Source organism: Desulforapulum autotrophicum HRM2, from assembly GCF_000020365.1.
GTDB lineage: Bacteria > Desulfobacterota > Desulfobacteria > Desulfobacterales > Desulfobacteraceae > Desulforapulum > Desulforapulum autotrophicum.
This window is the reverse complement of sequence record NC_012108.1, coordinates 1,275,983-1,292,076: the sequence shown is the minus strand read 5'-3', so window position 1 is coordinate 1,292,076 and position 16,094 is coordinate 1,275,983. Positions and strand designations below refer to the sequence as shown.

Annotated in this window: 13 protein-coding genes; 11 read left to right on the top strand and 2 right to left on the bottom strand. The window is 49.8% G+C overall.

Features of this window, described 5'->3' with window-relative positions; all coding sequences use genetic code 11:
• Position 1 precedes the first annotated feature (1 nt).
• The 11 genes from HRM2_RS05610 (at position 2) to HRM2_RS05560 (ending at position 13,942) form a co-directional block, all read left to right on the top strand.
• Positions 2-1,120: a type II secretion system minor pseudopilin gene (locus HRM2_RS05610; protein ID WP_015903037.1), complete on the top strand. Its 1,119-nt coding sequence runs from the start codon at positions 2-4 to the stop codon at positions 1,118-1,120.
• Positions 1,121-2,554: a PilN domain-containing protein gene (locus HRM2_RS05605; protein WP_015903036.1), complete on the top strand. Its 1,434-nt coding sequence runs from the start codon at positions 1,121-1,123 to the stop codon at positions 2,552-2,554.
• 11 nt (positions 2,555-2,565) lie between these two features.
• Positions 2,566-3,099: a type II secretion system protein M gene (locus tag HRM2_RS05600; protein WP_015903035.1), complete on the top strand. Its 534-nt coding sequence runs from the start codon at positions 2,566-2,568 to the stop codon at positions 3,097-3,099.
• Positions 3,096-3,968, top strand: coding sequence for a type II secretion system protein GspN (gene gspN / locus HRM2_RS05595; RefSeq protein WP_015903034.1), 873 nt, complete (start codon positions 3,096-3,098; stop codon positions 3,966-3,968). The genes HRM2_RS05600 and gspN overlap by 4 nt, the downstream gene beginning before the upstream one ends.
• Complete coding sequence (locus HRM2_RS05590; RefSeq protein ID WP_015903033.1) at positions 3,965-4,822, top strand: type II secretion system protein N; 858 nt, start codon at positions 3,965-3,967, stop codon at positions 4,820-4,822. The genes gspN and HRM2_RS05590 overlap by 4 nt, the downstream gene beginning before the upstream one ends.
• The gene (gspD, locus tag HRM2_RS05585) at positions 4,812-6,773 is read left to right on the top strand and encodes a type II secretion system secretin GspD (RefSeq protein ID WP_015903032.1); all 1,962 of its coding nucleotides are present in this window, start codon (positions 4,812-4,814) and stop codon (positions 6,771-6,773) included. Before HRM2_RS05590 ends, gspD begins: the two co-directional genes overlap by 11 nt.
• Positions 6,770-8,464 (top strand): type II secretion system ATPase GspE, encoded by a 1,695-nt coding sequence (gspE, locus tag HRM2_RS05580; protein WP_015903031.1) that lies wholly within the window; start codon positions 6,770-6,772, stop codon positions 8,462-8,464. The genes gspD and gspE overlap by 4 nt, the downstream gene beginning before the upstream one ends.
• The gene (gene yidD / locus HRM2_RS05575; RefSeq protein ID WP_015903030.1) at positions 8,448-8,858 is read left to right on the top strand and encodes a membrane protein insertion efficiency factor YidD; all 411 of its coding nucleotides are present in this window, start codon (positions 8,448-8,450) and stop codon (positions 8,856-8,858) included. The genes gspE and yidD overlap by 17 nt, the downstream gene beginning before the upstream one ends.
• A gap of 188 nt (positions 8,859-9,046) precedes the next feature.
• The gene (locus tag HRM2_RS05570) at positions 9,047-9,937 is read left to right on the top strand and encodes a tetratricopeptide repeat protein (protein WP_232364203.1); all 891 of its coding nucleotides are present in this window, start codon (positions 9,047-9,049) and stop codon (positions 9,935-9,937) included.
• Between the two features lie 125 nt (positions 9,938-10,062).
• Positions 10,063-12,774 (top strand): DEAD/DEAH box helicase, encoded by a 2,712-nt coding sequence (locus tag HRM2_RS05565; protein ID WP_015903028.1) that lies wholly within the window; start codon positions 10,063-10,065, stop codon positions 12,772-12,774.
• Between the two features lie 103 nt (positions 12,775-12,877).
• Positions 12,878-13,942, top strand: a complete 1,065-nt coding sequence (locus HRM2_RS05560; RefSeq protein ID WP_015903027.1) for an SWIM zinc finger family protein — start codon at positions 12,878-12,880, stop codon at positions 13,940-13,942.
• Positions 13,943-14,208: 266 nt separating this feature from the next.
• On the opposite strand, the gene gspF is transcribed toward HRM2_RS05560, so the two are convergent.
• A complete protein-coding gene (gene gspF / locus HRM2_RS05555; RefSeq protein WP_015903026.1) occupies positions 14,209-15,444 on the bottom strand; it encodes a type II secretion system inner membrane protein GspF in 1,236 nt (411 codons plus the stop codon).
• Between the two features lie 23 nt (positions 15,445-15,467).
• Positions 15,468-16,079, bottom strand: a complete 612-nt coding sequence (locus HRM2_RS05550; RefSeq protein WP_015903025.1) for an indolepyruvate oxidoreductase subunit beta — start codon at positions 16,077-16,079, stop codon at positions 15,468-15,470.
• Between the last annotated feature and the right edge of the window lie 15 nt (positions 16,080-16,094).

The window sequence follows — 16,094 nt, the reverse complement described above, 5'->3', positions numbered from 1 at the left end:
CATGCACCGGCAAATGGCACCCATTTTAAACAACCAAAGGGGGATTGCCCTCCTGGTCTGCCTTGCCATCATATCCGTTCTTTCCGCAGCAGGCCTTGAACTTGGAAAACGGGTCAGGCGTTCAACAGACCTTACCATCGCCCTCCAGGCAAACTTCAGGGCCACGGAAATGGCCATGGCAGGCATCCATCTTGCCATGGTGATCCTTGAAGAGGATGCCAATGCAAACGACATTGATTCCATCCAGGAGATCTGGGCCGATCCAGAAGTGATCAATGGGGCCATCGCCTCCCTTGGATTCCCATCGGGTCAGATGACCCTCTCCATTGTGGATGAACTGGGCAAGATCCAGGTCAACGCACTGCTGGATAAATTTCCCGGCAACACGTTTAATAACGACCAGAAAGAGCTCTGGGAGCGTCTTCTGGATCTCATGATCTCAGCTGACAAATCCCAGGATGAAAGGGATCCTTCAGAGATTATCAACAGTTTAAAAGACTGGCTGGATTCCGAGGATGATGATCTTGAAACCGGCACATCTGGGGCGGAATCGGCTTACTACCAGGATCTTGTTCCCCCCTATACCTGCTCCAACGGCCCCTTTGATCTGCTGGAGGAGCTTTTTCTGGTCAAGGGATTATCCCTGGGTCTTCAGGCCAGTGAAACCCTTGAAGGGTTGGATGATACGTCCCTGGGATTTCAAGAAACCTTTACCGTTTTTGGAATGGATGATACGGTGACAGAAAAAAATCGTTACCAGTTTCCCGGATTGATCAACATCAACACAGCCAATGCGCTGGTTCTCATGGCGCTTCTTCCCCCGGGCATGGAGGATCAAGCCCAGGAACTTGTTGATTTCCGGGTTCAAAAACACGAAGAAAAAGGGGATTACCTGAACGCCCTTGACAAGGGGTGGTACAAAGAGATAGTGGGGCTGTCAGATACAGAAGAAAAGCGGTTCGACCGTCTGATCACTTACTCGAGCAATTTTTTCAGGGTAGTGTGTTCCGTCACCATGGGAGAAAAAGAACACAGGGTGACCGCCGTTATCCAGAGAAAAAAGGGCGAGGAAACCAACAGATGGGGTTGCAGAATCATCCGGATATTAAGGAACCAGTAGATGAAAAGAACGATCCTTGGACTTGACATAGGAAACTGCTCAATTAAGGCTGTTGTCGTTGAAAAGCAGTTAAAGGGGTTTTCAGTATTGAAAAGCCTGGTCATCAACTTTGACGACTTTGCCCCCCAGGAGAGTTCCCCTGAAACAGAGACTGAGAGCCCCCTTTTTCAGAAGGCGATTTCAACCCTTGTGGAAAAGATTGACCCCCGGGACATCGCCACGGTTGCCATTGCCCTTCCTTCATCCTCTGTCTCCTTCAGAAACATAACCCTTCCGTTCCGGTCTAAAAAGAAGATCCGCCAGGTCCTGGAATTTGAGCTTGCTGCCAACCTTCCCCTGGCAGACAAGCGCTATGTGTCGGATTTCACAGACCCGGGAAGGGCTGAAAAAACAGATGAGAACACCCTTTTGACTGCATCAATCCCCGACAATATTCTCAATGCATATTTCACCCCCCTAGGGGAAAAAGGTCTGAAACCAGCCCTTATCACCATTCAGGGTTACATTGCGGCCGAGTATATACTGGCAGTTGAAGACAAGGAAAAACAGGACGCCCTTTGGATAGATTGTTCCGACGATCACACCACCCTCTGCCTTTCAGTCAAAGGAAAAATTGTTCAGGTGCGTTCCCTTGGCAAAGCCCTCGGCCATGACGGCTTTGTCCGGGCCATTGTTCAAACCATGGAGGGGGAGACTCAACGTTCCTGTGGCAATTTTCTTCCTAAAAAATGCACCATCACCTCCCAGGGTGAACCGTCCAAAGCCCTGTTTGTTTACCTTGAAAAAGCCCTTGATTTTCCGGTTCATCTGGCAGAACTTGACGACCATTCCAATGCCCTGGCAGCAGCCCTTGCCCAGAACACATCTCAACCGGTTCTGAATTTCTGCCGGGAACGCTACGCCGAGGATTCGATTCTAAAACGCCATGCCAGAAACATTGCCATCCTGCTCGTGTTTACCACCATGGCTTTTTCAGCCTTTATGTTCAAGCTCCACGATGATATCCATGGGCTGGAAAAAAAAGGCGCTCTCCTTGATGGTGCAAGCGTGGCGCTTTTTAAAAGAAACTTTCCCCAAAAGGGCAGAATCGTGGATCCTTTGATGCAGATGAAAATAGAATTAGAACAGTTAAAGCAGGCCCCGGGTCTTGGCAGTATGGAGAACAGCGTTGCTGCCGCACCCCAACTGAGTTGCATTGAAACCCTTGCTGAAATCTCAAACCGGATCCCCGCCACCATTGACGTTGAAACCACACGATTCATCCTCAACCCCGGGCGGATTCTTTTGTCTGGATCCACGGCAAATTTCAATGACATTGACAAAATAAAGGGGTTGCTTGAAGACTCAGATCTCTTCAAACAGGTTGAGATACAGAGCGCCGCAGCAGATAAAACAGGAAACAGAGTCAGATTTAAATTTATGATCACCCAATAGGTTATCCGGATATGACCCTTTCAAAACAGGATAAAAAGGCATTGATCGTGTGTGCCGGCTTTCTCACGGTATTTATGGTTGTTCAATTTATTCTTCTGCCAACCCTTGACCGGAAAAAGGTTCTCAAACAGCAGATTTTGTCCAAACAGGCGTCATTGACACAGCTTGTGGCCCTTAACGAGGAATATCAGAGACTCTCGGGACTCAACAGGGTTGAAACCAATGCTGTTTCAAGCCGTGACAAAAATTTCACCCTTTTTTCCTTTCTCGACACCCTGGCAGAGCAAAGCGGCGTCAAGGACAATGTGGCCTATATGAAACCCTCGTCCAAACCGCTGAACGATAAAACATATACCCTTTCCATGGTAAAGATAAAATTGGATGCCCTCTATCTCAAGGAACTTGTGGCCTTTCTCCATGGGGTTGAAAACTTGCAGAACAATGTACATATCCGTTCCCTATCGCTGTCAAAAACAGGCAAGGACAATACCCTGATAGACGCCATCGTCGAAACTGAAACCCTGGTCAAAGGAGATGCTGCATGATGGGGGTGAAGACCACCTTTCTATATATCGGGTATGCCGTCCTGGCTTTTCTCGTCCTTTGCTACCTGCTTTTTCCCGGAAAAACGGCAGGCCACATCATGGCCCAACGACTCAACAACATCACCCCGGAACTCCAGGTTGAGCTCTCCCCCGTGAAACTGGTACCTCCCCTGAAATTAAAGACCATAAACCCCGTGCTGACTCTTTCTAATGGAAAGGCCATCACCCTTGGTTCACTTACCCTCTCCCCGAAACCTTTCACTCTTTTTAGTTCAAGAAAAGATCTGGATTTCAGGATAGAGGCATTTAACGGTGTTGTCACAGGCACTGTTTCAGTACCATCCGGGACATCTCCCTCCGGGATAACCCTCGTGTCAACGCTTGCAGGGCTTGAAATTAAGTCTCTCCACTATGGCAACACCGCAATGGATATCCTGGCGGACTTCAAGCTGGATGGAACCCTTATGTACACCCCCGGGCAACCCTTGCCGGGGATTGCCAAAGGCGTCTTTCACCTTTCAAACCTCAAAACCGAACTTTACACCCCTGTTCTTGAGCAGCTCAACCTGTCTGAATTTAACTTTACCAGCGTTGAGATTTCCTGCACCCTCCAGAATAACCGGTTGGAGATTACCCGTTTAGATGCCAAAGGCGCTCAATTTGCCATGGCCCTGACGGGCACCTGCCTCCTCAATCCATCAATGGAGAAAACCCGGCTGGACCTCAAGGGCAAAATCCAGCCAACCCCCTCCTTTGTTACAGCCTTTGCAGGATTATCCTCTGTTACCATGCTTTTTGAAGACAAAAAAAATGGGGGCATTCCGTTTACCCTTTCAGGAACCGTGGAGAAACCGATTTTTAAATTATGAAAACGATTTTTACAGGTTTAAATATTGTCTTGCTGACGGTTGCCATCTACTTCTGCGTTACAATCATGTACAACCGGATAGAGACCGCAACCTTTTCCATTCCTGAACTTTCCGCTCCCGGAAAAAAAATTCCGGAATTGATTGCCCAGGATAAACAAATGCGCCCTGGGACACTTTCCACAGCCATCATCCAAAGGAATCTATTTAAGGCTGCGATTACGCCTGAAAAAGAGGAAAAGCCCACGAAGATTCAAGAGGAGACAGTGCTTGTCCCAACGACACTCAACCTGAAACTATGGGGAACCGTGGTGGGAATCGGTAGACAATCCTTTGCCGTCATTCAGGAAGAGAAGACCAGAACCCAGACACTGTTCCACGAAGGAGACTCGGTCTCAAAGGCCCTCATCAAAAAGATACTTCGATCGAGCGTGGTTCTGAACTACAACGGGGAGGACCAGATCCTGGAAATGGAAGCCCAGACACCCACGGGGCGTGCCGCCACCCCTGCCCCCATGTTGAACAACCCGAACGATACATCAACCATGACCATTGAGAAATCCGTGATCGATGATGCCATCAACAACATGGAAACCCTGACAAAACAGGTAAGGGTCAGACCCCATTTTTCCAAAGGGAAACCCGATGGATTATTGATCTACGGCATAAGAAACAATACCCTTTTCAACAAACTGGGATTGAAAAACGGTGACATCCTCATGGGTGTTGACAACAAAGAGCTCAACTCCATCAGTGATGCCCTGGCCCTTTACCAGACTCTGAGCCAGGCATCCGAAGCAAAACTGCAAATAAAAAGGCGAGGTAAGACAAAGGAGATCATTTACAATGTTCAGTAATAAACTTGCAGTGCTGCCTTTTCTTGCAACACTGGCTATCATTCTTTTTTCACCCCTTTTACATCAATTACCCCAGGCCCAATCAGCGGATGCAAACATTGCTGAAAACCATATCTCCATTGACTTTAACAACGTTGATATCAACGTATTCATCAAGTTCATCAGTGAACTGACCGGAAGAAACTTTGTGGTGGACCGGAGAGTCAAGGGGAACGTCACCATTATCTCTCCTTCAAAAATCTCTGTAAAAGAGGCCTATGGCGTATTTGAATCCGTGCTTTCCATCAATGGGTTTACCGCAGTTGAAGCAGGCCAGGTGATCAAAATCATCCCCTCGCCCGACGCACGGTCTGAAAATATCGACACCCGGATCTCAAAGGGAGGAGAATCACCCAAGGACAGGGTTGTCACCCGGATCATCGCCCTGAAATATGCCGAAGCAGATGAACTCAAGAAACTCTTCACGCCCCTGATATCCAAGGGCAGCGTGGCCCTTTCCTATTCCGACACCAACACCCTCATCATCACGGACACCCTCTCCAATATCGAACGTCTTTTGACCATCATTGAAGCCGTGGATGTCATGGGCATTGGAAAAACCATTTCCGTGATTCCCGTTGAAAATGCCGATGCCGCAAAGCTTGTCAAAAACCTCTCGACCATCTTCACAGCCAGAACCCGTACCGGAAAAGGCAAGGCTGATGTAGATATGATTGTAAAATTTGTGGCAGACGAGCGCACCAACTCCATTGTGGCCCTGGCAAGCGATATTGAAACCGACCGGATAAAAAGGCTGGTCAGCCTTCTGGATAAAAAAATCCCCAGGGGGGACGAAAAGATTCGAGTCTACTACCTGGAACATGCCACTGCTGAAGACCTTGCCAAGGTGCTCCAGGAGATGCCCGTGAAAAAAAGCGCCCAGAGCACCGAAGGAAAAAAGACAGCCCCGGTCATCTCGGACATGGTGAAAATCATGGCAGACAAGGCCACCAACAGCTTGATCATCATGGCGGAAAAAGAGGATTATCCGGTTCTGGAAGAGGTAATCCACAAACTCGATATTCCAAGGGCCATGGTTTATATCGAGTGCCTCATCATGGAGGTGAACGTCGAATCCGGTTTTGAATTGGGCACCCAGTGGCAGATCGGTGACGGATATGACACGGATTCCGACGGCAATGATCAGGGGGTCTATTTTGGCAGTTTCAAGGGCAGCGACGGCGGCAGCTTTACCAGCGCTGCGGCAGGTGGCCTGGGTTCTGGTTTTTCTGCAGGCATCATGGGCAAAAGCATTACCATCGGAGGGGTCTCCTTTCCCACCCTTGGTGCCGTAATCCAGGCCTACCAGTCAGACAAGGACAGTCACATTCTCTCCACCCCCCAGATTCTCACCACGGACAATGAAGAGGCAACCCTGACCATCGGCAAGAACGTTCCCTACCAGACCCGGTCGTCTGTTGATAATGACACCACCTTAACCACTTCCTCCTACAATTCATACGAGTACAAGGATGTGGGTATCACCCTCAAGATCACCCCCCAGATCAGCAAGGACAGGCTGGTTCGATTGAATGTTTACCAGGAAATCACCAAGCTTGACAGTTCAGCCAGCCAATCAACCGACCGCCCCACAACCCTGAAACGAAAAATAGAGACCACCCTGATCGTCGAAGACGGGAACACCGTCGTCATTGGCGGACTGATTGATGAAACCCTCTCAAGCTCAGAATACAAGGTGCCCTGCCTTGGGGATATCCCGGGCCTCTCCTATCTGTTTAAAACCACCTCCACGGGCGATGAAAAGACAAACCTGTACGTGTTCCTCACCCCCAGGGTGGTCAAGAACCCCCTTGAGGCCAGCGAACTTTATAAAATCAAACGAAAGGCCATTGATGAAGTACGCCAGCAGGGAGAGATAAAGCTGTATCAGACCCCAGGGGACAAAGAATGAGCCTCCAGACCTTTATCGAACATCTTGCCCAAAAAACCTTTGTGGATGAAGATGCCGTTCAGATTATTGAGGGAATTTATGGACATCAGAACAGGGGATTCACTGAGTCCCTTGTGGGTTTAAAGCGTTTCCCGGAACAGGCGATTCTCATGGCACTTGGGGCCACCTACACCATACCCTTTAAACCCGAACTTACCACGGCCAATACCCGGATAGAGTTTACAGAAGTGGTGTCCATCCATTTCCTCAAGAAATTTTTGATGGTTCCCCTGGTAAACGAGACCCGTCCATCAACCATTGCCATTTATGACCCTTCGGACCTACAGGCGGTGGATGATCTTGCTGCCATACTTGATCTTGGCGATTATGATCTCGTTCTTGCCCCAAAAAGCGAAATTCTTTCCGCCATCAACACCATGTTTAACCAGAGTCCCGACAATGTGCAGCAAATGGTCGAAGATCTGGAAGGCAACAGCGCCAACATCATCATGGAAATCGAACAGACGGCCGATCTTCTGGATGATACAAGCGATGCCCCTGTCATACGGATGGTCAACCACATCATCTCAAGGTCGGTCAAGGCCAATGCCAGCGATATTCACATTGAGCCCTTCCAGGAGAGCCTCCAGGTAAGATACCGCATCGATGGTATCCTCTATGAAATGCTCTCTCCCCCCAAATGGATACAGTCTGCCCTGATTTCAAGAATCAAGGTCATGGCCAAAATGAACATTGCCGAAAAACGAGCCCCCCAGGATGGCAGACTTGAGGTGAAAATCGGTGAACAGAAGATCGACATCCGGGTTTCAACGGTGCCCACGGCCTTTGGGGAACGCCTGGTCATGAGGCTTTTGAACAAATCAGGCTCCCTTTTGAAACTGAACGAATTTGGTTTTTCAAGACAAAACATGACCACCATCAAAGAGCTGATTACCCTGAACAACGGGATCGTACTTGTCACCGGGCCCACGGGCAGCGGCAAAACAACCACCCTCTATGCCTCCCTGTCGGTGATCAACTCTCCGGACAAGAACATCATCACCATTGAAGACCCTGTGGAATACAACCTCATGGGCATCGGACAGATCCAGGTCAACCGTAAAACCGGGGTCACCTTTGCCGCAGGTTTAAGATCTGTTGTCAGGCAGGATCCGGACGTTATCCTTGTGGGGGAGATCCGGGACCTTGAGACGGCAGAAATCGCCATACAGTCGGCCCTGACAGGCCACCTTGTCTTTTCAACACTGCACACCAACGACTCGGCAGGGGCCGTGACCCGGCTTACCGATCTTGGAGTGGAACCCTACCTGATCACCTCCTCGGTCAAGGCGGTCATTGCCCAGCGACTGGTCAGAATCCTGTGTGAACAATGCAAGGAATCGTACACCCTGAGCGCTGAAGAGCTTGCCCTTTTAAAAATCACCGATCCTCCTCCGGGCGGATGCAGGGCGTTTAAAGCCAAGGGGTGCGCCAGATGCTTTAATACAGGTTACTCGGGCAGGCAGGCCATCCTTGAGATTATGAAGATTGATGAAACCCTTAAATCCATGATCCTCAAGACCTCGGATTCCAACCAGATCAAAGCCATCGCCCTGGAACACGGTATGCAGACCCTTCGCCAGAACGGAATTGAAAAAGTACTCAAAGGCACGACAACCGTTGCAGAGGTGCTCCGTGTTACCCAGGAATAATCTCTTTTTCCCCATTGGCCGGGTCATGATCCTATCCATGACCCTTGCCATAATCCTGACCCTGCCCATGGTCATCGCACCGGCCAATGCCCGGGGACAGGGCGTTAAAAGCCAGAAGGACAGTACCCAAAGCCATCCTGTCATGGAGTTCTACAATCGATATATCTCCCCTGTGGACGGTAATCGCTGTCCCATGTATCCCACCTGCTCCGCCTATACCCAAGAGGCAGTGGAACGCCACGGGCTGTTCATGGGCTGGATCATGGCATGTGACCGACTTGTCCGGTGCGGAAGGGACGAGACCCGCATCTCGCCTGCAATCGTAATCAACAAATCCAGGGTAACCCTGGACCCGGTCTCGGCAAATGATTTCTGGTGGTATAAAAAACCGTGAGCCCATCGTCCCCATCAAACTGGGTTAAGGCACTTAGGGCCATGGAAACAATAAAATGTACCATCCAACTTGTCTTTTTACCTGTTTTCTGCGTTACGTCAATGCGCACATATTTCAATATGCTCCCATTGACGCGCCTTGAAACCAGGCAAAAATCCGGCGTTGGTTTGGCGCATTTTAAAATTTCCATGGCCCTTATCCCTTCGTTGTTTTTCATCCTGGTGGTCATGGCTGTTGATCCGACGTTTGGGTCAAACAAGGGGGGAATTTATATTGATGCCGACATGCAGTATGGGTATGCACAACAATGTTTTAACAGCGGGGACCCGTCAACGGCCCTGGTGGAATTCAAACGGTTCATCCATTTTTTTCCTGAAGACACAAGGGTGAGGCAGGCACAATTTTTAACAGGCCAAGCATACTATGCCACCAAGAGATACGAAGAGGCTCGAAAAATCTTTGAAACCTTTCTTTTTCCCTTTTCCCAGGATCCCCTGGTCATCGAAGCCTATTTCATGGTCTCTCGAACCCTTGAACAAATGGACAAGGCCGGTCAGGCCGAGACGGTTCTCCAGAACCTGCTACTTCTGACCGATGACATTGCAACCAAGGATCGCGTCCATGCATCCCTTGGATGGATGGGCCTGAAACAATCCCAGGGCATGACGCCCCTTGCCCTTGAAAAGGCTGAAACACATATCAACAGTCTCAGCAGGTCCGGAGCCGACACCTACAGTCGTGACAGGGTGAACAAAACCATCTCCACCATTCGTGCAACAAAAAAAAAGAGCCCCACCCTAGCGGGGCTTACGGCAATATTTCCAGGCATGGGATTTTTCTACTGCGAGCGTTACCAGGATGCCCTGGTTTCGTTTGTTCTGAACACAGCCCTGATCATGGCGGCCCATGAATCCTTTGAAAGGGGCAACCCTGCCCTTGGCGGGGCCATTACCTTTGTTGAAGCCGGTTTCTATGCCGGGAACATCTACGGCTCCATATCAAGCGCCCACAAGTTCAATCTTTTAAGAAACCAGACAAACCTTGAATTATTGGAACAGGCGGTTGACCCGCCCCGCTAGTTTGACCATCAATTTTACTCAACTTTCGGGATTGGCTGTTTAAAGTTGAAGTCCAAAAGTTGAGTCAATTTTACCCAATGGCAGAGACAATGATCAAACAGCTGCCTCACTTTGGAGAACGATGAATGAAGGCTGAAACAGCCAGAACGCTGAAGGTTGAGATTCTTTACCCCCAGGACCTGAATCTCACCTGGGAGAAAGCTGACTTCAGGGTTGGAGATAAACAGCGCATCCTGGAAGAAAAAATTTACCACAGATACACCGCCACCCAAAACACCGATAATGAAAAATCCAGTGAGCAAGAGTATTGGATGCTCTTTCTTGGATCATCCGATCCCCTGATTCCCCTCACCCCTTCCCTTGATTTCTTCAGAACTTTTGCCGATCAATTTCTGGAAGAATTAAGAACGACCCCTGATATCGAAACCCTCAGGGAACAAACTCAAATTGAACCGTTGGACCAGGCCCTTGGGATCCTTGCCGGTCAAGCCCCGCCCATGGTCGGGTCGGAATATCTGAACCTTGATTTTCTGACCCGGCTGTGGAAAAAACTCAACCTGGTCTTCACAGGTCAGATAAAAGCATACACGGGAACAGTCGAAGCATACCTGAACGAGTTAAGCCCACGCATCCACCTGGCAGGGCGGGTCTATTTTCATCTGGTTGAAAGTAAGGACCCAGCCTATCCCTTCCAGTTCCTTGCCACCTACACGGCTACCACGGGTTCAGGCAAACACAGGCCCCTGGAGTGGGCCCTGGAAGAGTACAAAGAGGACCCTCCCAAAATGCTGGAGCTTCTCACCACCGTCCACAGGGCCGCAAAACAAAGCCCTTTGCTCCAGGAAATGATCGAAACAGGAGAGCTCTTTCACCACCTGGCATGGGAAACAGGGGAAGCCTTTGCCTTTCTCAAGCAGGTGAAACATTTTGAACATTGCGGCATCCTCTGCCGTATTCCAAACTGGTGGAAGAAAAAAAGCGCTGCCCCCTGCCTTAAAATCAGCCTCGGCACAGGGGAACCATCCATTGTGGGCATGAACGCTTTAATTAATGTGGATGCCACCCTGTTCATTGGAGATGATCCCCTTACCGAGGACGAGGTAAAGGCACTTCTTGCAGAAAGCCAGGGGCTTGCCCTGATCAAAAACAGATGGGTAGAGGTGGACCCGGTAAAGCTTGACAGACTATTGTCTGCCTATACGGCAGCCATGAAGATGGCTAAAGGCGGGGCCCTCACCATTGGTGAAGCCCTGGCCCTCAAGCTTCATCCGGAAAAGCTGGCCCACCTTGATGACCTCACACATCTGGAAATCTCCAATGGTGAATGGCTGGAACAGGTGATCTCCAAGCTCAAACAACCTGAATCCATAACAAGGGTACTCCCGGACAAGAAATTTCTGGCAACCCTCAGGCCCTACCAGCAGGAAGGGGTAAACTGGCTTGCCTTTCTGGACTCCCTTGGATTTGGTGCCTGCCTTGCCGATGACATGGGCCTTGGTAAAACCGTCCAGGTCCTTGCCTTTTTAAACATTTTAAAAACACGAGACCCCGGACAAACCTCTCTGCTTGTGGTGCCGGCCTCCCTTCTTTCAAACTGGGAAGCTGAAATCCACCGTTTTCTGCCAACGCTCAACTACCATGTAGCCCATCCTGGATACCAGAAACAGTCCAGGACCCGAAAAACAGCCGATACAGACCCGGCAGATCAATGGGAAGGGTTTGACCTTGTGATCACCACCTACGCCATGGTCCAGCGCCATGGGTGGATGGCAGATGTTGCCTGGAGGACCCTTATCCTGGATGAGGCCCAGGCCATCAAGAATCCGGGAACAAAACAGTCCAGGACAGTTAAAAAACTTCGATCCCGCACCCGCATCACCATGACCGGAACCCCCATTGAAAACGCCCTGTCCGACCTGTGGTCCCTGTTTGACTTCATCAACCCAGGATTGATGGGAACGGCTGGAGAATTCAAGACTTTTTCAAAACAGCTCAAGAATAATCCCGCAGGCTATGGACGGTTAAAGCAGGTGGTCTCCCCCTATATATTGAGGCGGATGAAGACGGACAAAACCATTGTTCCTGACCTTCCGGAAAAGGTTGAGATGAAAACCTTCCCGGAACTGTCCAGAAAGCAGCAGGTACTTTATATGGATTTTGTAAAAAAACTTGCAGACAAGCTTGAATGTTCCGACCCGGGAATCCAGAGAAAGGGCCTTGTGCTTTCAGCCCTTGTAAAGTTCAAGCAGATCTGCAACCACCCTGACCAATACCTTGGCACAGGTGACTTTATTCCTAAAGAGAGTGGCAAATTCACCCGGCTCATGGAAATCTGCGCAACCATCCATGCAAAGCGTGAACGGGTGCTTGTATTTACCCAGTTCAAAGAAATGGTGGCTCCCCTGGCAGAATTTCTTGAGACCGTGTTCCACCAGAAGGGACACATCATCCACGGCAGTCTCAACGTCAAAAAAAGACACCAGGCCATTGAAGAATTCCAGGGAAAAGCGTATATTCCCTTTATGGTGATCTCCCTCAAGGCCGGTGGAACAGGGCTCAACCTCACCCGGGCCAACCATGTGATCCATTTTGACCGATGGTGGAATCCAGCCATTGAAAATCAGGCAACGGACCGGGCCTTTCGCATCGGCCAGACCCGGGGGGTGCTGGTACATAAATTCATCACAAGGGGCACCATTGAAGAAAAAATAGACCTTATGATCGAAAAGAAAAAAGCGTTGACCAACCAGATCATTTCCACCTCTGACACCCAGGGCGCCTGGATAACGCAGATGGACAACAAAGAACTCATGGAGCTCTTCACCCTTAAGATATAGCACCGGAAAGATTGATTAGTTTTTGCCCAAACACGGGTTCTCGATCAGCCACTAATTAGAACCGCAGATGAAATTTGAAATTCTTTTAGGAGTTGCACCAGGAATGAGTCGATATGGGTATGGTTATCCAAGATATGTTAGCGTTGCACAAAAAAAGGCCAAGGCCGAGAACACACTAAAAAAGCTCAAAAAAAAGGACCCCGACATCTCACCCATAGAGATCCAGGGAACAAAGCTTGCGAGCTCCTGGTGGGGCATCTCCTGGAACAAGAACCTTGAAGGGTATGCAGACTTCTCCAACAGAATTGGAAGGGGGCGCTCCTATGTACGCCACGGAGCCGTGCTCGACCTTAAAATCAAAGAGGGAAAAATCTTCTCCCTGGTCCAGGGGGGCGCATCCAGGCCCTACATCGTCAAGATCAATATTCACAAACTCAAATCCACCGCCTGGGAAACCATTCTCCAGAAGTGCCGGGGTAAAATCGACTCCATGGGTGATCTGGTGGAAGGAAAGCTTCCAAGGGCCATGGAAACCCTGCTGACCGATTCTAAAAACGGTATATTCCCCTCCCCTTCTGAAATCCAGTTTGACTGCTCCTGTCCAGATGGTGCCTCCATGTGCAAACATGTGGCAGCCACCCTCTATGGCGTTGGCGCAAGGCTTGACAATGATCCCTCGCTGTTTTTCACCCTCAGGGGAGTCAATATGGAAGCCCTTGTTTCCCAGACCCTTAAGAACGAGGCAGATACCCTTTTAAAAAGGGCCAGATCAAAGAGTTCTGGACGAATCATCCAGAATGCAGACCTTTCATCAACCTTTGGCATTGAAATGGAAGGGGGCAAAAACCCGCCCCTGGGACAAAAACACAAAAAATCCAAACCAAAACTCGTAATTTCACCGGCAACAAGTAAAAAGAGCTCTGTCCCAAAGGATGCAAAACCCCTCCTGCCTGGAATTAAAAGCAGAAAAAAGCCTATGAATAATAACCCGGACTACGACCTTGTAGTGGCTATGATCAGGCGGCGGCGGGTCAAAGGAATCGGATTCAAGGAAATAAAAGAGCGCACCGGAATCGAAGACACAAAGATACGCAACATCCTGTTCCGGGCAAAGCAGAAAAACGAGATCAAGAACATAAGCCGGGGACTCTACATCAAAGAAACTTGAGATATCTTTATTCTTCTTCTGTTTGTAGCCACGCCGGACCATCGACTGTTCTACTCAACGCTTACAGAAACCACCACTTATAGGCATCTTGAATTTTTTCCCAGGGGCAAGTGGTTTACCGAACTGGTAAATATTCGGGTCAATAATTTTTTTATCATTTTTTTAAAAAAGTCCGGGACACGAATAAAATAATTTAACACAAGAAAAGAATGAATGCTTCTTGTCAAAAAAAAGGGGGGGGCCAACCATGGGCGCCTGACTTGGCGTTACTTCACAAGCTGGTTCATCTCAAAAATGGGCAGGCAGACCGAAAGCACAATGAACCCCACCACTGCCCCCATGACCAGGATAATCAGGGGCTCAAGCAGGGCGGTCATGGCCGTTACGGACACTTCAACCTCCCTTTCGTAGAGATCAGCGGTCTTTTCAAGCATCCGTTCAAGCTGGCCGCTCTTCTCTCCGATCTTGATCATCTCAACGGCAAGGGAGGGAAAAACGCTTTCAGCACCAAGGGAAACGCCCAGTTCTCCGCCCTGCTCCACCGCCTTGGATGCCCGGGAAATGATCGCCGAAATGACCCGATTGCCTGCCGTTGCCCGGGATATCCCAAGGGCGGTCATCATGGGAACGCCGTTGGCGAGCAGGGAAGCTAAAATCCTTGAAAACCTCGCCGCTGACAGTTTTTTCAAGAGATCACCAAGCTTTGGGGTCAAAAAAAGCGTCTTGTCGATCATATAGGCTCCCCGCTCGTTCCTTGCCGTACAGTAAAGGGCAACGACGCAAAGAAAAGGCACCAGGAGGACTGCCCACCAGAACCGCTTTAAAAATGAACTGACGGAGATGAGAAACAGGGTTGGCCCGGGCAGGGTCTGATTCATGTCGGAAAAAATAGCAATGATGCCCGGCACAATATAGGCCAGAAGAAAGAGAAGGACCAGGGCACCCACAATGGCCATGAGCACCGGATAGGCCAGGGCTGCCTGGATCTTTTTTTTTGTCTCTTCCCTTTTTTCAGTAATGTCTGCCAGCCGTTCAAGCACAATTTCAAGGGTCCCGGACGATTCCCCGGCCCTTATCATGTTGATATAAATCGCTGAGAACAAAGAGGGATACATGGCCAGGGCCTCGGCAAAGCTTTTTCCCTCCTCAATGGAACCCTTGATCTTTGAGAGAACCTTTTTCAGAGGTTTAGATCTTGTCTGTGTCACAAGGCTTGACACGGCTGAAATCAAAGGAAATCCCGCAGAAAGAAGGGTGGCCAGCTGGCGGGTAACCATGGCAAGTTCAGCATTTTTGATACGTCCGAAAAAAAACCGCCCGGCAAATGATTCCCCAGGTGCATCTCCGCTCCCGGGCTGCTCGGAACCGACCTCAGCCATGGTCGTGGGGTAGATACCCTTTTCCCTTAATTTTGATCGTGCAGAAACAAGGCTTTCCCCATCTATGATGCCGGTCTTTTTCCTCCCCCGACGGTCAAGGGCCTTGTATTCAAAAACCGGCATGGATCGTCACTCCTGAAAAAAGGTTATCCCCTGCTGTGTCCAGCAATGCCGACAGCAGCCTGGAACCCCAGGTCAAAGGCGGCAAGGTTCATGTCCACAAAGGCCTTTTTGGTCCGGGTTTCAATGGCCCGCTCAACGCTTGTCCGGGTCAGGGGAAGGGCTCCGGTCTGGATCAAGGCCCCCACAAGTACGATGTTCATGGTCATGGGACTTCCGGCCTGTTTTGCAAGGGCCATGGCGTCAAATGCGATAAGCCGGGCAGTTTTCTCCCGGATCAGAGTTTTAATGGTTTCTATTTCAGGATAAACCCCCTTGCCAATGGCAACGGTAAACGGCGGAACCGGATCAAGGTTGGTGATCACGGTGGTATCCTTGTTGCATCGGTTCATGGCCCTCAGGGTTTCAGAAGGTTCAAACCCCAGAAGCAGGTCAGCTTCGCCATCGGAAATGATGGTGCTTTCGGCATTGCCAAATACCAGGGCCGATTCCACCACCCCCCCACGCTGGGCCATGCCGTGGATTTCGCTCATTTTCACCGGGACCTTGCAGGCAAGGGCCGCATCGCCAAGCACCTTTGAGGCAAGCAGGTTCCCCTGACCGCCGACCGCCACCATGATTAATCGTTTTACATCCATATCAACTCTTTTCCT

Excerpts from the sequence above, each read along its gene's own strand:
- HRM2_RS05610 (WP_015903037.1), top strand. The coding sequence starts at position 2 with ATGCACCGGCAAATGGCACCCATTTTAAACAACCAAAGGGGGATTGCC.
- HRM2_RS05605 (WP_015903036.1), top strand. The coding sequence starts at position 1,121 with ATGAAAAGAACGATCCTTGGACTTGACATAGGAAACTGCTCAATTAAG.
- HRM2_RS05600 (WP_015903035.1), top strand. The coding sequence starts at position 2,566 with ATGACCCTTTCAAAACAGGATAAAAAGGCATTGATCGTGTGTGCCGGC.
- gspN (WP_015903034.1), top strand. The coding sequence starts at position 3,096 with ATGATGGGGGTGAAGACCACCTTTCTATATATCGGGTATGCCGTCCTG.
- HRM2_RS05590 (WP_015903033.1), top strand. The coding sequence starts at position 3,965 with ATGAAAACGATTTTTACAGGTTTAAATATTGTCTTGCTGACGGTTGCC.
- gspD (WP_015903032.1), top strand. The coding sequence starts at position 4,812 with ATGTTCAGTAATAAACTTGCAGTGCTGCCTTTTCTTGCAACACTGGCT.
- gspE (WP_015903031.1), top strand. The coding sequence starts at position 6,770 with ATGAGCCTCCAGACCTTTATCGAACATCTTGCCCAAAAAACCTTTGTG.
- HRM2_RS05570 (WP_232364203.1), top strand. The coding sequence starts at position 9,047 with ATGGCCCTTATCCCTTCGTTGTTTTTCATCCTGGTGGTCATGGCTGTT.
- HRM2_RS05565 (WP_015903028.1), top strand. The coding sequence starts at position 10,063 with ATGAAGGCTGAAACAGCCAGAACGCTGAAGGTTGAGATTCTTTACCCC.
- HRM2_RS05560 (WP_015903027.1), top strand. The coding sequence starts at position 12,878 with ATGAGTCGATATGGGTATGGTTATCCAAGATATGTTAGCGTTGCACAA.
- gspF (WP_015903026.1), bottom strand. The coding sequence starts at position 15,444 with ATGCCGGTTTTTGAATACAAGGCCCTTGACCGTCGGGGGAGGAAAAAG.
- HRM2_RS05550 (WP_015903025.1), bottom strand. The coding sequence starts at position 16,079 with ATGGATGTAAAACGATTAATCATGGTGGCGGTCGGCGGTCAGGGGAAC.